Annotated in this window: 16 protein-coding genes; 9 read left to right on the top strand and 7 right to left on the bottom strand. The window is 68.9% G+C overall.

The annotated features are described in order from the left end of the window. Nucleotides 1–34: 34 nt before the first annotated feature. Both OG558_RS33730 and OG558_RS33725 read right to left on the bottom strand, forming a co-directional pair. Complete coding sequence (locus OG558_RS33730; protein WP_405066590.1) at nt 35–1171, bottom strand: saccharopine dehydrogenase family protein; 1137 nt, start codon at nt 1169–1171, stop codon at nt 35–37. Then, the gene (locus OG558_RS33725; RefSeq protein ID WP_405066589.1) at nt 1168–2061 is read right to left on the bottom strand and encodes an SDR family oxidoreductase; all 894 of its coding nucleotides are present in this window, start codon (nt 2059–2061) and stop codon (nt 1168–1170) included. The genes OG558_RS33730 and OG558_RS33725 overlap by 4 nt, the downstream gene beginning before the upstream one ends. A 195-nt stretch (nt 2062–2256) precedes the next feature. Here OG558_RS33725 and OG558_RS33720 point away from each other — a divergent pair, with 195 nt between their 5' ends. The 5 genes from OG558_RS33720 (at nt 2257) to OG558_RS33700 (ending at nt 7996) form a co-directional block, all read left to right on the top strand. After that, on the top strand, nt 2257–2847 hold the full coding sequence (locus OG558_RS33720) for a TetR/AcrR family transcriptional regulator (protein ID WP_405066588.1): 591 nt from the start codon (nt 2257–2259) through the stop codon (nt 2845–2847). 182 nt (nt 2848–3029) lie between these two features. Further along, nucleotides 3030–3833: an exodeoxyribonuclease III gene (locus OG558_RS33715; RefSeq protein ID WP_405066587.1), complete on the top strand. Its 804-nt coding sequence runs from the start codon at nt 3030–3032 to the stop codon at nt 3831–3833. A 49-nt stretch (nt 3834–3882) separates the two neighbouring features. Next, nucleotides 3883–4596: an alpha/beta hydrolase family protein gene (locus tag OG558_RS33710; protein ID WP_405066586.1), complete on the top strand. Its 714-nt coding sequence runs from the start codon at nt 3883–3885 to the stop codon at nt 4594–4596. A 31-nt stretch (nt 4597–4627) separates the two neighbouring features. After that, nucleotides 4628–6712 carry a S9 family peptidase gene (locus OG558_RS33705; protein ID WP_405066585.1) on the top strand — a complete coding sequence of 695 codons (2085 nt, stop codon included), beginning with the start codon at nt 4628–4630 and terminating at the stop codon, nt 6710–6712. A gap of 324 nt (nt 6713–7036) precedes the next feature. Continuing rightward, nucleotides 7037–7996, top strand: coding sequence for a sigma-70 family RNA polymerase sigma factor (locus OG558_RS33700; protein WP_328520942.1), 960 nt, complete (start codon nt 7037–7039; stop codon nt 7994–7996). A gap of 65 nt (nt 7997–8061) precedes the next feature. On the opposite strand, the gene OG558_RS33695 is transcribed toward OG558_RS33700, so the two are convergent. Together OG558_RS33695 and OG558_RS33690 are read right to left on the bottom strand one after the other, a co-directional pair. Further along, the gene (locus OG558_RS33695) at nt 8062–8778 is read right to left on the bottom strand and encodes an HAD family hydrolase (protein WP_405066584.1); all 717 of its coding nucleotides are present in this window, start codon (nt 8776–8778) and stop codon (nt 8062–8064) included. A gap of 43 nt (nt 8779–8821) precedes the next feature. Next, complete coding sequence (locus tag OG558_RS33690; RefSeq protein WP_405066583.1) at nt 8822–10009, bottom strand: CPBP family intramembrane glutamic endopeptidase; 1188 nt, start codon at nt 10007–10009, stop codon at nt 8822–8824. A 48-nt stretch (nt 10010–10057) separates the two neighbouring features. Here OG558_RS33690 and OG558_RS33685 point away from each other — a divergent pair, with 48 nt between their 5' ends. The 4 genes from OG558_RS33685 (at nt 10058) to OG558_RS33670 (ending at nt 14474) form a co-directional block, all read left to right on the top strand. Next, nucleotides 10058–11026, top strand: coding sequence for a Dyp-type peroxidase (locus OG558_RS33685; protein ID WP_405066582.1), 969 nt, complete (start codon nt 10058–10060; stop codon nt 11024–11026). Between the two features lie 53 nt (nt 11027–11079). Further along, on the top strand, nt 11080–12654 hold the full coding sequence (locus OG558_RS33680; RefSeq protein WP_405066581.1) for an ATP-dependent DNA ligase: 1575 nt from the start codon (nt 11080–11082) through the stop codon (nt 12652–12654). Then, entirely contained in the window at nt 12647–13321 is a 675-nt protein-coding gene (locus tag OG558_RS33675) for a class I SAM-dependent methyltransferase (RefSeq protein ID WP_405066580.1), read from the top strand. Before OG558_RS33680 ends, OG558_RS33675 begins: the two co-directional genes overlap by 8 nt. Before the next feature lie 283 nt (nt 13322–13604). Beyond that, nucleotides 13605–14474, top strand: coding sequence for a helix-turn-helix transcriptional regulator (locus tag OG558_RS33670; RefSeq protein WP_328520949.1), 870 nt, complete (start codon nt 13605–13607; stop codon nt 14472–14474). A gap of 143 nt (nt 14475–14617) precedes the next feature. On the opposite strand, the gene ctaD is transcribed toward OG558_RS33670, so the two are convergent. The 3 genes from ctaD to OG558_RS33655 all read right to left on the bottom strand — a co-directional run bounded on the left by ctaD (nt 14618) and on the right by OG558_RS33655 (nt 18034). Then, entirely contained in the window at nt 14618–16315 is a 1698-nt protein-coding gene (gene ctaD, locus OG558_RS33665) for a cytochrome c oxidase subunit I (RefSeq protein WP_405066579.1), read from the bottom strand. An 88-nt stretch (nt 16316–16403) separates the two neighbouring features. Beyond that, on the bottom strand, nt 16404–17213 hold the full coding sequence (locus OG558_RS33660) for an LLM class flavin-dependent oxidoreductase (protein ID WP_405066578.1): 810 nt from the start codon (nt 17211–17213) through the stop codon (nt 16404–16406). Continuing rightward, the gene (locus tag OG558_RS33655; protein WP_405066577.1) at nt 17213–18034 is read right to left on the bottom strand and encodes an alpha/beta fold hydrolase; all 822 of its coding nucleotides are present in this window, start codon (nt 18032–18034) and stop codon (nt 17213–17215) included. Before OG558_RS33655 ends, OG558_RS33660 begins: the two co-directional genes overlap by 1 nt. Nucleotides 18035–18122 lie beyond the last annotated feature (88 nt).

Here is an 18122-nt window from a genome sequence, read left to right as displayed (position 1 = left end):
ACCATCTTCGCGATCTCGTGGACGGCGATCCCGCTCAGTAATCGTCCGTGCTGAGGGTGGCAAAGGTCATCCCCGCTGCGACGAGACGGTTGCGCAGGGCCGGGCCCATGGCCGCCGCTGTCGTGGTCTGGCCGGCCGTCGGCGGCAGGTCGTCCAAGGCCAGGCAGAGGGCGCTCTCACCGAGCATCTTCGCGGTCTCGTCGTACCCGGGATCGCCGCCGGCGACCTCGGTGATCACCTGCTTGCCGCCACCGCGGCCGACAAAACGGACGTTGAACCAGGACTTCGCGCGGCGCTCTGGGCTCGGGCCATCGCCGGGCTTCAGCCGGTTCAGCAACGCGTTCCGCAGCGGCGGCACCTGGGCGGCCGCCATCAGGAAGCCGACGGTACCGATGCCGCCGGCAACCATCGGGAGCCGCCTCATCGCCGCGTAGTGCGAGTAGCGGAAGTCCGGGCCGTAACTGTCCAGCAGCCGCGCCGAGTAGCCGACGATCTGCGGATCGATCGTCGGCAGCGGGACGGCCCAGAAGCCTTGCTGACGGTGGATCCGGCCGGTGACCGCGCCGGCCTTGCGACCGTCCGGGCGAGGTTCGGCCCGGCGACGGGCGCGGTGGGCGTCGACGTTCTGCTTCGGCCGGGAGAACGCGGTGATCGCGGTGTGGAAGGTGCCGCCGGACGGTCGGCCGCCGGCCCGGAGCAGTCCGTCGACCTTGATCGGGACACGCTCGGGCAGTTGCTCGACGGTGTACTGGACGCCCAGGTCGTACGGGATCGAGTCGAAGCCGCACGCGTGGACGATCCGCGCGCCGGTCTGGACGGCGCGCTCGTGGTAGCGGACGTACATGCGGTCGACGAACTCTGGCTCACCGGTCAGGTCGAGATAGTCCGTCCCGGCCTCCGCGCAGGCAGCCACCACTGGTTCGCCGTACTGGATGTAGGGACCGACCGTGGTGGCCACGACCTTGGTCGACTCCGCCAGGGCCTGCAGGGACTTCGGGTCGGTGACATCCGCGTACAGGACGTCCTTGCCGAACACCTCCAGCTTCTTCTGGTTGCGTCCGGCAACGGCCCAGTTGAGGTCGACCGGTCCGTTCTTCGCCAGGTACTCCGCGGTGAGGGCTCCGGTGAAGCCGCTCGCCCCGAGCAGCACGACGTCGTACGCGCGGCTCACTTGTTCGCGGCCTTCTCCGCGTCGGCCCGGCCGCCGGCGCCCGTGGCGCGAGACGACTCGGCGGCGCCGCGGGCCTGGATGTCGGCGAGCGCGGCCCGGTCGGCCTTCGGCACGCTGAATCGCGAGCCCAGTTCGATCACGTGCGGAAGCAGCCAGCGGAACACCTTCATGGCCCCGATCCAACCAGGCACGTGCACGGTCCGCGAGCGTTTCCGGATGCCGTCGACGAACTTGTCCACGGCGAAGTCCAGCGGGTACACCTTGCTCGCCAGCGGGATGCCGGTCCGCACCTTGCCGAATACCGGGTGGTCGTCCACACCCCGCACCATGTCGGTGTCGACGAACGTCATGTGCGCGACGCCGATTCGGACCCCGAGATGCTTCAGCTCGGGCCGCAGGGTGTCCCCCATCGCCTCCACGCCGGCCTTCGCCACGTTGTACGACGCGAGCCCGGGCATGTGCACGATCGCCGCGAGGGACGAGACCAGCAGGAGGTAGCCCTTACTCTCCAGCAGGTACGGCAGGGTCACGTGGACGGTGCGCCAGACGCCGTACAGGTCGACGTCGAGGACGCGTTCCCACATCTTCGGGTCCATGCTCCGGCTGAACCCCGGCGCGGCGATCCCGGCGTTCGCCATCACCACGTCGATCCGGCCGTAGCGCTCGGCCACGGCCTCCACCGCGGCACGCAGGGACTCGGTGTCGGTGACATCGGCCTCCCACCAGCCGGCATCCGGGCCGCAGTCCTCCGCGACCTTCTTCAACTCGTCCGGCTCCAGGCCGATCAGGGCAAGCGTGGCGCCCTCGCGGGCCAGCTTCCGCGCGACCGCGGCCCCGATCCCCCGGGAGGCGCCGGTGACGAGGACGATTTGACCGGTCAACGGGCGCATCTGGACCTCCAGCTTGTTGAGTGGATACTCAACAGTAAGTGCTTGTTGACCCTTTACTCAATAGACTGCCGCCATGACTGCGCTTTTGGCCGGGCCTTCGGCGCCGGCGGGGTCATGGGGCCTCGGCTCCCGCCCTTCCCTCGTCGCTCCGGTCGCTTCGCTCCCCGCGCTCCTCAGTCCAGGGCGGGAGGCTCCATGACCCAGACCTCGTCCGCCCGGCTGCGGCCTGACGAACGGCGGGCGCAGATCCTGGCGGCCGCCCGCCGCGTGCTGCTCGCGGATCCGCACCGGGAGCTGACCGTCGAGCTCGTCGCCGCCGAGGCCAAGGTCTCCCCCGCCCTGCTGTTCCACTACTTCGGCTCGAAGAAGAAGTTCCAATACGCCGTGATCGAAGAGGCGGCTGCGGAGGTCATGCTCCGCACCGCTCCGGACCCGTCCCTTCCCCCGGACGAGCGGCTGCGCTCGGGCATCCGTGCGTTCGTCCGCGCTGTCCTCGAGGCACCCCAGCTCTACCGCGCGACCCTCCTGATGTCAGCCGCCGGCGATCCCGACGTAAGGGCGTTGCATTCCGAGATCCGGCAGGTCTTCGGCCGATGGGTGATCAGCGCAGTCGCCGAGCGCGGGATCGAGATCACCCCGACCGTCGAGCTCGCCTGTCACGGCTGGCAGGGGTACGTCGAGCAGATCCTGCTCACCTGGATCGACCACCCGACGATCCCCGCCGAGGCCCTCGAGCACCTCTGCGAGCACTCCCTCGACGCGCTCCTCACCACGACCACCGACTGAGCGGACTCCGTGATAGGGCTGACCGGGGTGGTGCAGGTCGACAGGACGTATGCCTCCACTGAGGAGGCGGCGGCTGGTCGGTCAGGCGTGAAACCGGCCGGCCGGGCCGGGGGCCCGGCATATACGTCCTGTCGAGCTGCACCACACCGGTCAGTTCTCAGGCCGGGCGTTAGGGTTTGGCCGTGCTGACGGTTGCCACGGTGAATGTGAATGGGATCAGGGCCGCGTTCCGGCGTGGCATGGGGGCGTGGCTGGAGCAGACGGATCCCGACCTGTTGCTGATGCAGGAAGTCCGGGCGACAGACGACGTACTGCGGGAGCTGCTCGGCGGGGACTGGAACATCGCGCATGCCGAGCCGTCGATCGACGGCCACAAGGGCCGCGCGGGGGTCGCGGTGGCGAGCCGGCGGCCGATCAAGGACGAGCGAGGCGAGATCGGGCCGTCGCGGTTCGACGGGTGCGGGCGATGGGTCGAGGCCGACGTGGTCCTCGATGACGGTACGACGCTGACGGCCGTGAGCACGTACGTGTTCACGGGCGAGTTCGAGACGCCGCCGCGGCAGGAGGAGAAGTACGCGTTCCTGGAGGCGATCACCGCCCGGTTGACCGAGCTGCGCGCCGACGAGCGGCACGTGCTGATGTGTGGCGACCTGAACATCGCCCACCGCGAGGTCGACCTGAAGGCCTGGAAGGCGAACCGGAAGAAGAGCGGCTTCCTGCCCGAGGAGCGGGCCTGGATGGATCGTTTGTTCGACGCCGGCTGGGTCGACCTCGGCCGCCGCTTCGGTGGCGAGGGCCCAGGCCCGTACTCCTGGTGGTCCTGGCGCGGCAAGGCCTTCGACAACGACGCCGGCTGGCGCATCGACTACCAGATCGCCTCCCCCGCCCTCGCCACCGCAGCCACGACTTGCGTCGTCCACCGCGCCTCGACCTACGCCGCCCGCTGGAGCGACCACGCCCCAGTCGTCGCGACGTACGACGTGTAGGTCTGACGCTCCACCGGCTCTGACACTGGGCGCGAATACCGTGGGCGGCATGCCTGACTCCCAGCCTGCGTTCGTGCTGCCCACACCGGACGTGCAGCGCACGCGGCACGAGGGATTCGAGCTGTACCTCCCTGTGGCATCCGAGCAGGCTCCGGCGGTGATCCTGGTCCACGGTGTGCCCTACACCGCCGAGGGCCGGCCGGTGCCGAGTGCGTGGCCGATCTACCAGGGATACGGGAGTCAGCTGGCCGACCTTGGCTGCGTGGCGACGGTCGTCGACCACAGTCCCGATGGACTGCCGGACGACAACCGGTCCACCGCTGCCCTGAGCGCCGCGATCTCGGCCGTCCGAACCCATCCGCGCGTGAACGGCAACCGGGTCGGGCTGTGGTTCTTCTCCGGCAGTGCGCCACTGGCTGCGACGTACCTGCAGCACCCGCCCGAGTGGCTGCGGTGTGTGGCGCTGACCTATCCGGTGCTAGGTGACTCAGACCTCGTCACGATCCGCGGCCTGCATCCGATCGAGGCGGTCGCCGGTGCCGGTGGGTTGCCGATCGTGATGACCGTGGTGGGCCGGGAGCTTGCCGATGTCGCTCCCACGCAACCGCCGTTCATCGCGGCGGCGCGGGCGGCAGGAGCCGACCTCGAGGTGGTCGAGGTTCCCGAAGGTCGCCATGGCTTCGACGTCCTGGACCACACCGACGAATCACGCCGGGCGGTGACCACCGCTCTGTCCAGTGTGACGGCACGATTGCGCGCTTAGCCGCGGCGCGCGCGACAGGTAGTCTCGCGGCATGTCCGAGTTGAATTCTTCCCCGAAGGCCCCGGTTGCCGCCCGGAAGCCGGTTGAGCGACGCCATCATGGTGACGTGTTCGTCGACGAGTACGAGTGGTTGCGGGACAAGACCGACGACGAGGTGCTGGGGCACCTGCGCGCCGAGAACTCCTACACCGAGGCCCGCACGGCGCATCTCGAATCGTTGCGTGGGGCAATCTACAAGGAGATCTCGGACCGCACCCTGCAGACCGACCTGAGCGTGCCGAACCGGCGCGGCGACTACTGGTACTACTCGCGCACGATCGAGGGCAAGCAGTACGCCCTGCACTGCCGGGTCAAGGTGGACGGCGACCAGCCGCCGGCCACCGACGGCGACATCGCCGGCGAAGAGGTGATGCTCGACGGCAACGAGGTGGCCGGCGACTCGGAGTTCTTCTCGCTCGGCACCGTCGACATCTCCCCCGACGGCCGCCTGCTCGCGTACTCCGTCGACCTCAAGGGCGACGAGCGCTTCACCGTGCGGATCAAGGACCTGAGCACCGGCGAGCTGCTGCCGGACGAACTGCCCGAGGTGCACTACGGCTCGGCCTGGTCCGCCGACGGTTCGACGATCTTCTACACCAAGGTCGACGACGCCTGGCGGCCGTACCAGGTCTGGCGGCACGCCCTCGGCAGCACCGACGAGGTCCTGGTGATGGAGGAGCCGGATGAACGGTTCTGGGTCGGCGTCGACCTGAGCCGCAACGAGCAGGCCATCCAGATCGCCCTCGGCAGCAAGCTCACCAGCGAGGTCTGGCTGCTCGACGCCAGCGACCCCGCCGGTCAGCCGGTCGTGGTTGCCCCGCGCCGGGAGGGCGTCGAGTACGACGTCGAACACGCCGGCGACCAGCTCCTGATCACGCACAACGCGGACGCCGCCAACTTCTCGCTGGCCACGGCTCCACTCGACTCCCCGGGCGACTGGACGACGCTGATCCAGGGCGACAAGTCCAGCCGCCTGCTCGCCACGGACGCCTTCGCCGACCACGTCGTTCTGTACCGCCGTCGCGACGCGCTCACCGAGCTGGCGATCATGCGCCGTACGTCCGAGGGCTTCGGCACTCCGGAGGTGCTCGAGTTCGACGAGCCGATCCACACTGTCTCGCCCGGACGCAACGACGAGTGGCACGAGACCCGGTACCGGTTCGGCTACACGTCGCTGGTCACGCCGGGTTCGACGTACGACGTGGATGTCGCGACCGGGGAGCGTCGGCTGCTGAAGCAGCAGCCCGTGCTCGGTGGCGTGGACCTCGGCGAGTACACGCAGTACCGGGAGTGGGCGACCGCGCCGGACGGGACGAAGGTGCCGATCTCGATCGTCGCGCGCAAGGACGTCGTGAAGGACGGCAACGCGCCCGTCGTGCTCTACGGCTACGGGTCGTACGAGAGCTCGATGGATCCGTGGTTCTCCATCCCGCGGCTCTCGCTGCTGGACCGCGGTGTGGTGTTCGCGATCGCGCACGTCCGCGGCGGGGGTGAGCTGGGCCGGCATTGGTACGACGACGGCAAGATGCTGACCAAGCGCAACACCTTCACCGACTTCATCGCGGCCGCCGAACACCTGGTCGAGGCCGGCTGGACACGGCCGGAGCGGATCGTCGCGCAGGGTGGCAGCGCCGGCGGTCTGCTGATGGGCGCAGTGGCGAATCTGGCGCCGAAGGCGTTCGGCGGGATCGTCGCGGAGGTGCCGTTCGTGGACGCGCTGACCACGATCCTCGACCCGTCGCTGCCGTTGACCGTGATCGAGTGGGAGGAATGGGGCAATCCGCTCGAGGACAAGGCCGTCTACGAGTACATGAAGTCCTACTCGCCGTACGAAAACGTCAGCGCGCAGGGGTATCCGCGCATCCTGGCGATCACCAGCCTGAACGACACCCGGGTGTTCTTCGTCGAGCCCGCGAAATGGGTGGCGAAACTCCGGGCGACCGCGACCGGCGAGGTCGACGTCCTGCTGAAAACCGAAATGGAAGCCGGGCACGGCGGCCGCAGCGGCCGGTACGACGCGTGGCACGAGGTGGCCTTCACGCTCGCCTGGGAGCTCGACACGCTCGCCTTGGCCTGACCCGAGCGGAATTTCTCCGGCCCCCCGTGTGTTGTGCAACACATCGGGGGGCACTGGAGCGTGTGATTCTGACGAGATTCTCAGGTTCGGTGGCCGGTGTGCCACTGGACAGGCGGTACCGAATTCCCTTGGTTGTCACGGGAATTCGGGATGCCCGGCGCAAACCCGTCCGGGCAGCGGTTCCGGGAGGTTCCTGGACACCGGTTTCCGGCGCGGATCGCTGCCGGGAACTCTCAGGGAACGTTCAGGCTGTTTACACACTGGTCCTGGAATCTTGAACCTCACTCGAGCGTTGCTCTCCATGTAACGACGAAGGGAGTTTCGGTGGCTCGCATGGCTCGTGTCCGCAGCACGGACGACGGTATCGACGGCAAGGACAGCGTTGGTCTCTACCTCGAAGAGATCGCGCGTACGCCCCTGCTCACCGCAGAGGAAGAAGTCGAGCTCGCTGAGACGGTCGAGGCAGGACTCCTGGCGGAGCAACTGCTGGCCGAGGGGCGGGTTGGACGCAAGAAGGGCGGAGCGCCCAAATATGCGACGGAGGACGAGCTGGAGTGGCTGGCCGAAGAGGGCCAGCGCGCGCAGCAGCGGTTCGTGACCGCAAACCTCCGGCTGGTGGTTTCTATCGCGCGCCGCTACGGACGTTCCCAGATGCCGCTGCTGGACCTGGTCCAGGAGGGCAACACGGGGCTGATCCGGGCGGTGGAGAAGTTCGACTACCGCAAGGGATTCAAGTTCTCGACGTACGCGACCTGGTGGGTGCGGCAGGCGATCACCCGCGGTATCGCGCAGCAGGCCCGTGTGGTCCGGCTGCCGGTGCACGTGGTGGAGCAGCTGAACCAGATCGGCTCGGCGCGGCGCACGCTGGAGCGCAAGCTCGGGCGGGAGCCGGAGCTCGACGAGATCGCGGCGGAGCTGGACCTGGACGTGGAGCGGGTCACGGAACTGATCCGTATCGGCCGGGACCACATCAGCCTGGACAACCCGATCGACGACGAGGGTGAGACCTCGCTGGGTGACCTGATCGCGGCCGAGACCGCGCCTGGCCCGGACCAGCTGGTCGCCGACGCGTCGGACCGCTCGGGCCTGTTCAGCCTGGTCGACCAGCTCGACCCGCGGTCGGCGGACGTGATCCGGCGCCGGTACGGCCTGCACGACGGCCGCCAGGCCAAGCTCGCCGACATCGGCGCGGTGCACGGCATCTCCGCCGAGCGCGTCCGCCAGATCGAGCGTGAGGCCCTGGGCCGCCTCCGCCTGCTGGCAGATCCGACGCTGGCCGCGTAACTCCCCACCCGAAACCCCTCGAAGGACCCCGAGCCGACCACCCGGCTCGGGGTTCTTCTCGTCTGTCAGGCGGCGGCCGTGTTCCAGCTGTCGATCAGGGGCGGGAGCTCGGACAGGCGCTGGACCGTGGCGTCGGGCGTGCCCTCGGTGTGGCCGACCTGCTCCACCGGGATCGCGCTGTGCGGGACGTGCGCCGCACGCATGCCGACGTTCTGCGCGCCCCACACGTCGTCGAAGAGCCGGTCCCCGACGAACAGGCACCGCGACGGCTCCGACACCCCGACCGCCCGCATCGCGGCCAGGAACGCCTCCGGGTGCGGCTTCGTGTACGGGATCTCGCTGGTGTAGACGGCGCCGTCGAGCAGCTCAAGTACGCCGTCCCGCGCGAAGATGTCCTCGTGCCGCCGGCGCGACCAGATCGTGTTCGACAGCACGCCGACCTTCAGCCCGTCGGCCCGGATCGCGCGGAGCGTGTCGATGGCGTCCGGCTCCAGCTCGGTGTGCGGGTCCCACTGCCGCTCGTACTCCGCCAGGGCGGCCGGTGTCATCACGGCGTCCGCGAGCAGGCACACCTCCTCGAAGGTGCCGCTGCGGTGCTCGTCCCGGGAGCGCCGCCAGACGGCGTTCTCCGCGGTCACGAGCCGGGCGGCCAGCTCGTCGGCCCGGGCCTCGTCGAGCAGCGCCGCCACCGGGCGCCAGGCGGCCAGCAGGTCAATCGTGTGCCAGGTTGCCAGCGTGCCGCCCCAGTCGAACAGGACGGCTTCGATCTTCACGTTCGTCACGCGGATACCCTGCCAGACACCGCCGACAGTCCTCGCCTGATTTTCAGCTGCTGAGCCGCGCGATCTCCCGGCGCCGCGACAGCCAGACCACGGCCGCGGCGTAGAACGCCAGGCTGGGGATGTCCGAGAGCAGCAGCGTCCACGGCGCGCCGCCCTGATCGTCCCAGCCGGACAGCTGACCAATTGCCGCTGGCAACAAGAATGCGAGCAGATTGTTCAGCACGTGCAGCGCGATGCCCGCCTCCAGTCCGCCGGTCCGGACGGCCAGCCAGCCGACGGTGAGCGCGAACAGGAAGATGTCGACCATCGCCCAGCCGGTGTACCCGTGCCCGGCCACGAACGCCGCGCCGGCGACCACGATCCCGGGCCACGGCGAGCGGAACACCGCCCGGACCCACCGCCCGCGGCCTTCCTTCTGGTCCGGCCTGTAGGCGCCGACCGCCTGGATCAACCACCCACGGAAGAGAAACTCCTCCGCCGCGGACTGGAACGGCACCAGGCAGATGATCACCAGCGCCGGTACGACGAACGCACCGAAGCCGACCCAGGACCCGCCGTCGCCGGCGGTGGCCGAATCCTGACCGGGGAAGATCGCGTCGACCAGCAGGCCGAGGCCGTACGACAGCGCGAGGTAGCCCAGCGCGGGCACACAGCACAACAGCAACCAGCGCCAGCGGATCCGATTCACGACGGACGCGACGCTCCAGAACGGGCGGCGCTGGACCAGCCAGGCGGTGAACATCACGAACGGCGTGAGCACGCCGAGCATCACCAACGTGACGGCGAGGTTCTCGGTGTCACTCGGGAAGATGTTGTTGCCCTGCGGCTGGGAGAACTCGCCGGTGATCAGGCCGTGGACGATCTCCCAGCCGACCAGGACGCCCGCGGTGATGAACAGGACGCCGGCGCCGAGGAAGAGGGTGCCGAGGATCGGGCGCCACCACGCGTTCTTCGCCGTACGGGCCAGGCGGTGGAACGGCGTACCCGCCGGCGCCGGGACGATCCGGGGCTCGCGGGAGGCGAACTGACCGGGGTACGGCGGCGGCGCACCCCATTGCCGCGGGTACGGACCTGGCGGTGGGTAGGTGCCGCGCGGTGGGTAAGTCCCGGGCGCGGGGTATGGACCCGGGGGCGGGTAGCCGCCTTGTGGGTGGGGCGGGGGCGGTGGGTACTGCCCCGGCTGCGAGTATGGGCCCGGTTGTGAGGGCGGCCCGGGTTCTTGCGGGTCCATGACTGGACTCTAGAAGATCAGGGCAAGCGTGAGTGGAGGGAGAGCACGGTGGTGACTGATCCGACACCTGGACCGGCCGCGTCGACGCGGGCGCTGCCGCAGTCGGTCCTGATGCCGCTGACGGGTTCCGCGATCTTCTTGGTCGTGACGATCGACCCGGGCGGCGAGGCGACGGCCCGCGACCTGCTCGAGCGGATGAGCGGTCTGGTCCGCTCCGTCGGCTTCCGGGTGCCGTCCGGCAGCCTGTCCTGTGTCACCAGCATCGGGTCGGACGTGTGGGACCGCTTGTTCAGCGGCCCGCGCCCGGCCGAGCTGCACCCGTTCATCGAGCTGAAGGGCCGCACGCACCACGCTGTCTCCACACCGGGCGACCTGCTCTTCCACATCCGCGCCGCGCACCAGGACCAGTGCTTCGAGCTCGCCAGCCAGATCATGAACGTCCTCGACGGCGCCGCCACGGTCGTCGACGAGGTGCACGGCTTCAAGTACTTCGAGATGCGCGACCTGCTCGGATTCGTCGACGGCACCGAGAACCCGACCGGCTCCGAGGCACAGGACGCCGTACTGATCGGCGACGAGGACCCCGGCTTCGCGGGCGGCAGCTATGTGATCGTGCAGAAGTACCTGCACGACCTGAAGGCGTGGAACGCGCTGACTGTCGAGCAGCAGGAACGTGCGGTCGGCCGGAGCAAGCTCGAGGACATCGAGATGGCCGACGACGTCAAGCCGAGCAACGCCCACATCGCGCTGAACGTGATCGAGGACGAGGACGGCAACGAGCTGCAGATCGTGCGCGACAACATGCCGTTCGGCACCGTCGGGACCCAGGAGTTCGGCACCTACTTCATCGGGTACGCCAAGACTCCGTCGGTGACCGAGCTGATGCTGCGCCGGATGTTCATCGGCGAGCCCGAGGGCAACCACGACCGCCTGCTCGACTTCTCGACCGCGGTCACCGGCACTCTCTTCTTCACGCCACCGTCGGACTTCCTCGACGACCTCCCGCCTGCTCCCTGAGCCCGCGTCACTCCGGTCGGTGACGAAAGTCGTCTCCGGAAAGTGTCGGCAGGATGGGTGAGACTGGGATCATGTTGCTGACCGAGGTGGTGGAGACGTCGGCCGCGCTGGCCGGGACGCGGTCGCGCCTGAAGAAGGCCGAGTTCATCGCCGGATTGTTGTCGAAGGCCACCGAACCGGGCGACACCGAGATCGTCGTGACGTACCTGTCCGGTGAGCTCCGCCAGCGTCGGACCGGCGTGGGCTGGCGGACGCTGGCCGACGCGCCGGAGCCCGCCGCGGAGCCGTCGTTGACCGTCGAGGAGGTCGACCGGGCCTTCGCGGAGCTGGCCGAGATGGGCGGCGCGGGGGTGCAGGCCCGGCGGCGGGAGGCGATCGACGCGTTGTTCGGCCGGGCGACCGCCGATGAGCAGTGGTTCCTGCGGCAACTCGTGGGTGGTGAACTGCGGCAGGGCGCGCTGGACGGGGTGATGGCTGACGCCGTCGCGCGCGCCACCGGGATCCCGTTGGACAAGATCCGGGCCGCCACGATGCTGCGGGGTGCGGCGGCTCCGGTGGCCGTCGCCGTACTGACCGAGGGTGAGGCGGGGCTGGCGCAGTTCGGGCTGGAGGTCGGGCGCGGCGTGCAGCCGATGCTCGCCCAGTCCGCGACCAGCGTCGCCGAGGCCTTGTCCAAGACGGGTACGCCGGCCGCCCTCGAGTGGAAGCTGGACGGCATCCGGATCCAGGCGCACCGCGACGGCGACAAGGTCGTGGTCTACACGCGGACGCTCGACGACATCACGACTCGGGTGCCTGAGGTGGTCAGCGCCGTACTCGAAATCGATGCGCAGCAGGTGGTGCTCGACGGTGAGCTGATCGCGCTGCGGCCGGACGGGCGACCCGAGCCGTTTCAGGTGACGGGATCGCGGACGGCGACTCGTGCGGCGACCGGACCGGAGTCGGTGCCGTTGACGCCGTACTTCTTCGACATCCTGCATCAGGACGGGGAGGATCTGCTCGGGCTCGACGGAGCCGCTCGGCACGACCGGTTGTCGAAGCTCGTGCCCGAGGAGCGGCGGATTCCGCGGCTGGTGACCTCCGATGCGGATGCCGGGCAGTCGTTCTTCGTGGATGCGGTACGGCGGGGCCATGAGGGCGTGATGGTGAAGTCGTTGACCGTGCCGTATGAGGCGGGCCGGCGCGGATCCGGGTGGGTGAAGGTCAAGCAGACGCACACGCTCGACCTGCTCGTGCTCGCGGCGGAGTGGGGGCACGGGCGTCGTACCGGATGGTTGTCCAACCTGCACCTGGGAGCGCGGGACGAGGAGACGGGCGAGTTCGTGATGCTCGGGAAGACGTTCAAGGGGCTGACGGACGAGTTGCTGCGGTGGCAGACCGAGCGGTTCCAGGAGCTGGCGGTGCGGCGCGACGACTGGGTCGTGTACCTGCGGCCGGAGGTGGTGGTCGAGATCGCCTTCGACGGAGTGCAGACCTCGCCGCGGTACCCGGCCGGGATGGCGTTGCGGTTCGCCCGAGTGCTGCGATATCGCGAGGACAAGCGACCTTCCGACGTTGATACGGTGCAAACCGTCCGGGCGATCCACGTCGGCCCCGGCGTCGAGGAGGAAGGTGCGTCCGATGGCTGAGGACCCCGATGTCGTATCGCGACGGATCGCCCGGGAGTCGCTGGACCGCGACGACCCGACCGGCTGGTTCGAGCAGCTGTACTCCGCTGCGTCGGAAGGCGCCGCCGTCGTACCTTGGGATCGCGGTACGGCGCATCCGCTGCTGATCGAGTGGATCGACGAAGCGGACCCGGACGGGGCCGGGAAGACCGCGCTGGTCGTCGGGGCCGGGACGGGCTGGGACGCGGAGCAGATCGTCGACTGCGGCTACGACACGACTGCCTTCGACATCTCCCCCACCGCGATCGCGACCGCACACCGGAACCACCCGGACTCGAAGGCGCACTACATGACCGCCGACCTCCTGGCACCACCCGCCGACTGGCACCGCGCCTTCGACCTGGTCGTCGAGATCTACACGGTCCAAGCCCTCCCGATCGCGGTCCAGCCGGCCGCCATCACCGAGGTCACCGAGCTCGTCGCCCCCGGCGGCACCCTCCTCGTCATCGCCGCCGCCCGTGCTGACGACGAGCCCGACGAGGCCATCGAGGGGCCGCCCTGGCCCCTCACCCGCGCCGCCATCGACTCCTTCACCACCCCCGACCTCCACCTGATCCAGCTGACGCGATCCCCCAGCCCGGTAGACCCCACCATCAACCGCTGGCGAGCCGAATACCTCCGCGACTAACCCACCCCCATCTGCAGGCCGGGGTGGCATGCAGGAGTTGCCACCGCTGGTTGTGCGAGCGCCGCAGGCGGCGGCCGAGGTCGGGGTCCCGCTGACTCGGCGCCAGCTGAGTGACGCGGGCGGGCACATCCCGGCGTACCAGCAGGCTGGACGTCACGTCGGTGGAGGTGTTGCCGGCCGTTCCTGGGCCACGCGGAATTCGCTGGTGGTGGGGACTCGGATGGGGTGATCCGGCTTTCGAACGCAGGGGAACATATGTTCGATAATGCTGTAGACTGGGCGCATGGCGGGGCAGGGCGTGGTGGGGCCGACGGCGTTGCGGATGATGCTGGGCAGTCATCTGCGGCGGCTGCGGGAGCGCGCCGGGGTGAGCCGGACGGACGCCGGCTGGGCGATCCGTGGGTCGGAGTCGAAGATCAGCCGGCTGGAGCTCGGGCGGGTCGGCTTCAAGGAGCGCGACGTCGAGGACCTGCTCAGCCTGTACGGCGTGACCGATGCGCGCGAGCGGGATCGTCTGCTCCAACTGGCGCGTGAGGCGAACGATCGCGGCTGGTGGCATCGGTACGGCGATGTCACGCCGGACTGGTTCGACGCCTACCTCGGGCTGGAGGCGGCTGCTGAGCTGATCCGGACCTACGAGATCCAGTTCGTGCCGGGATTGCTACAGACCGCTGACTACGCGCGGGCGGTCGCACGGTTGACGCCGGGTAACGCGCGAGCCGACGACGAGGTCGAGCGCATCGTCGCTCTTCGCACCAGGCGGCAACGCGCGCTGGACCGCGAGCCGCCGCTCAAGCTCTGGGCCGTGATCGAGGAGTCCGTCCTGCACCGCCCGATCGGCGGTCCCGACGTCCTCCGCAACCAACTCGACGCGCTCAGCGAGGCCGTCGCGCACCCCAACGTCACCCTGCAAATCATCCCGCTGGACAGCGCCGGCCACGCCGCCACCGGAGGAGCCTTCACCCTCCTCCGCTTCCCCCAGCACGACCTCCCCGACATCGTCTATCTCGAGCACCTCACCAGCGCCCTCTACCTCGACAAACGCGACGACGTGGAGACGTACACCCAAGCCCTGGACCTCCTAGCCGCCACCAGCCCCCCGCCCCACCAAACGGCCGCCCTCCTCACCACCCTCCGCAACCAACTCCCCTAACCTCCCCGCACGTCCCGGGAAGCTTGCGCGCGCACAGCACCCGGCCGCTGGGGTCGGTGGTGCTGCAGGCCCGCCCGAAGGAGCTCGCGCCAGCGCAGCCGCGAGCAACACCCGCGCGGCTGTGGGGCTTGGGGTGCGCGGCGTCAGTCGTCTGGGGTCAGGAGGTTTTGGGCGGGGGTGGTGGTGACCAGTTCTGGGTGGTTGGCGTCGAAGGCGGGGCTGTCGGAGCGGATTCGGGGCAGGTGGTCGAAGTTGTGGCGTGGGGGTGGGCAACTGGTCGCCCACTCCAGCGAGCGGCCCCAGCCCCACGGGTCGTTGACGCCCACGAGCGGGTTCCGGCGGGATTTGTAGACGTTGTAGAAGAACGGCAGCGTCGACAGGCCGAGGATGAAGGCACCGACGCTGGACACCTGGTTCAGCGTGGTGAAGCCCTCGTGCGCGCCGTACGACGCGTAGCGCCGCGGCATGCCCTCGACACCGAGCCAGTGCTGCACCAGGAACGTGGTGTGGAAACCGATGAACAGCAGCCAGAAGTGCACCTTGCCGAGACGTTCGTCGAGCATCCGCCCGGTCATCTTCGGCCACCAGAAGTAGAACCCGGCGAACATCGCGAACACCACGGTGCCGAACACGACGTAGTGGAAGTGCGCGACCACGAAGTACGAGTCGTTCAGCTGGTAGTCGAGCACGGGCGAGGCCAGGATGATGCCGGTCAGACCGCCCAGCAGGAACGTCACCAGGAAGCCGAGCGACCACAGCATCGGCGTGTCCAGCGACACCGATCCGCCCCACATCGTGCCGATCCAGTTGAAGAACTTCACCCCGGTCGGGACCGCGATCAAGAACGTCATGAACGAGAAGAACGGCAGATTCACGCCACCGGTCACGAACATGTGGTGCGCCCACACCGCGATCGAGAGCGCGCCGATCGAAATCGTCGCCGCGACCAGGCCGATGTAGCCGAAGACCGGCTTGCGGCTGAACACCGGCAGGATCTCGGTGATGATGCCGAAGAACGGCAGCGCGATGATGTACACCTCGGGATGCCCGAAGAACCAGAACAGGTGCTGCCACAACAACGCACCACCGTTCGCCGCATCGAACACATGCGCCCCCAGCCGCCGATCCGCCTCCAGCACCAGCAGGGCCGCGGCCAGGATCGGGAACGCGATCAGGACGAGGATCGACGTGACCAGGATGTTCCAGCAGAAGATCGGCATCCGGAACATCGTCATACCGGGCGCCCGCATCGTGATGATCGTGGTGATGAAGTTGACGCCACCGAGGATGGTGCCTAGACCGGCCATCCACAGACCCATGATCCACAGGTCGCCACCGACACTCGGCGAGCGCACAACGTTCGAGAGCGGCGAGTACGCCGTCCAGCCGAAGTCGGCCGCGCCACCCGGAGTCAGGAACGAGGACAGCGTGATCAACCCGCCGAACAGGAACAGCCAGTAACTGAACATGTTCAGCCGCGGGAACGCCACGTCCGGCGCGCCGATCTGCACCGGCATGATCACGTTCGCGAAGCCGACGAACAGCGGGGTCGCGAACAGCAGCAGCATGATCGTGCCGTGCATGGTGAAGAGCTGGTTGTAGACCTCTTCGTTCACGATCTGCAGCCCAGGTTCGGCGAGCTCGGCGCGGATGATCAGCGCCATGATTCCGCCGACGAGGAAGAAGGCGAACGAGGTGATCAGGTACAACTGGCCGATCACCTTGTGATCGGTCGTCGACAGCAACCGTCCGATCACCACCCCGAGCGGCCGCCGAGCCGGCCCGACGGCGACCGGACCGGTGCGTTCAGTTACCCCGGTGTGTTCGCTGACACTCGCCATGCGTCCTCCCGTGGACGATCCCGCCTGCGCGGAACCCACATTCCTCCGATTACACACCCGAACGGGCGTCGCAGGAAGAAGCCCGGCCTCAGCGCGCCGGTCCGGCGTCGATCACCGCGCGTACGTCGGCCGGCCGCAGGGTGGCCGGGTCGAAGTCGGTCAGGCACCACGTTGCGCCGGCGGTCGCGTACGGGCGTACGTCGGTCGACGATGACACGGCGACGGTGATGTCATACCCGGTGAGGGATCCGCGCAGGGACTGCACGCTCGCCACGACATCGGCCAACTGGTTCGGCGAGGTCAGGTTGACCGGGAAGAAACCGTCGTGGCGGACACCCCGGCGCAGCGGCCTCGGATTCCCGGGGAAGCCTGCCACCCAGATCGGGGTCCGGCCCGCCACGGGCCGTGGCAGGAAGCGCACCGAGTCGACGGTGTAGTGCTTGCCATGGTGACAGACAGGTTCACCGGTCCAGCCGGCCTTCAGGATCTCGAGGGACTCGTCGAGTTGCCCGGCGCGGACGCGATCGTCGGCCTCCTCCCCCGAGCGGGAGAACTCGCCCGCGAACCGATCACTCCCCAAACCGACACCGAGCTTCAGACGTCCACCGGACAGCCGATCCAGCGTTGTTGCCTCGCGCGACAGTTTGACGGGGCGCCGGCGGGCGACCGGTGTCACCATCGGCCCGATCCGCAGCCGTTCGGTCGACGCGGCCACGGCGGCCACGGCGGCCAGCACGATCCACGGATCGGCGACAGCGGTGACCGGCGCCCGCCACCACAGCTGGTCCCACACGAACATCCCGTCCCACCCGGCGTCCTCCGCAGCGGCCGCAAGTCGCGCAACCGTCAGTGGATCCGCCAGTTCGTCGAACAGGGGCACCCACACCGCGAAGCGCATCACCGGCTCGCGGTGTGCTCGCTGAGGGCGTCGGCAAAGACATCCCACAGCTCGGGGGGAACCCCGTGCCCCGCACCCTCGAGAACGACCAGGCGACCATCGGGAACGGCCGCGCGCAGAGCCTCCCCGTGCGCCGGCGGAAAGACCGGATCCACCGAGCCGTGCACCACCAGCACCGGCATCGAGAGGTCAGCGAACCCACCGTCCACGGGTCCGTCGAATGCCATCGCGTAGTGGTTCGTCAGCGACGCCTCATAGTCCCGGGCCCGCGCCATGTCGCGACGGACGAGATCATGCGCCGCGGCCTCGTCGAAGTACCCGGCTGACTCGGCCTCGATCGACCGTACGACGTACTCCTCGACCGCGGCCGGGTCGTCGAAGTCGGGTCGCTCCAGGTGCGGCAGCGACGGAGGCGGCAGGCCGTCCGCGCCGGTGCTCGTCGACACGAAGGTCACCGATGCAACCCGCGACGGGTAGTCGACACCGAGCGTGAGCGCCGTGCCGCCGGACATCGACTGCCCGACCACGTGCGCACGATCGATGCCCAAGGCATCCAGCAGGCCGACCGCATCCGCGGCCAGGTCCCGCGTCGAGTACGGCGGCCGGCCGACGGGGTACGACGTCGATCGCCCGGTGTCACGCTGGTCGTAGCGGATCACATACCGCCCGCGGACCGCGAGCTTCCCGCACAACTCGCTGTCCCACCAGAGCATCGAGGCCGAACCGCCGTGGATCAGCAGGACCGCCGGATCGGCGGCATCACCGAACGTCTCCGCACAGATCTCCGCGCCGTTGATCGGATAGAGCGTCTCGGAAGTCATGTCCTCGACCGTAGAAGCCGCACACCATCACGAAAAGCGATTGTTCCCGATGATCTTGATCGCCCGTGGCGATCGCCCGCAGACCGGC

It is taken from the genome of Kribbella sp. NBC_01510 (genome assembly GCF_045040325.1).
Lineage (GTDB): Bacteria > Actinomycetota > Actinomycetes > Propionibacteriales > Kribbellaceae > Kribbella.
Note: the sequence above shows the minus strand (reverse complement) of the source record. Positions and strands in the feature narration are given on the sequence as shown.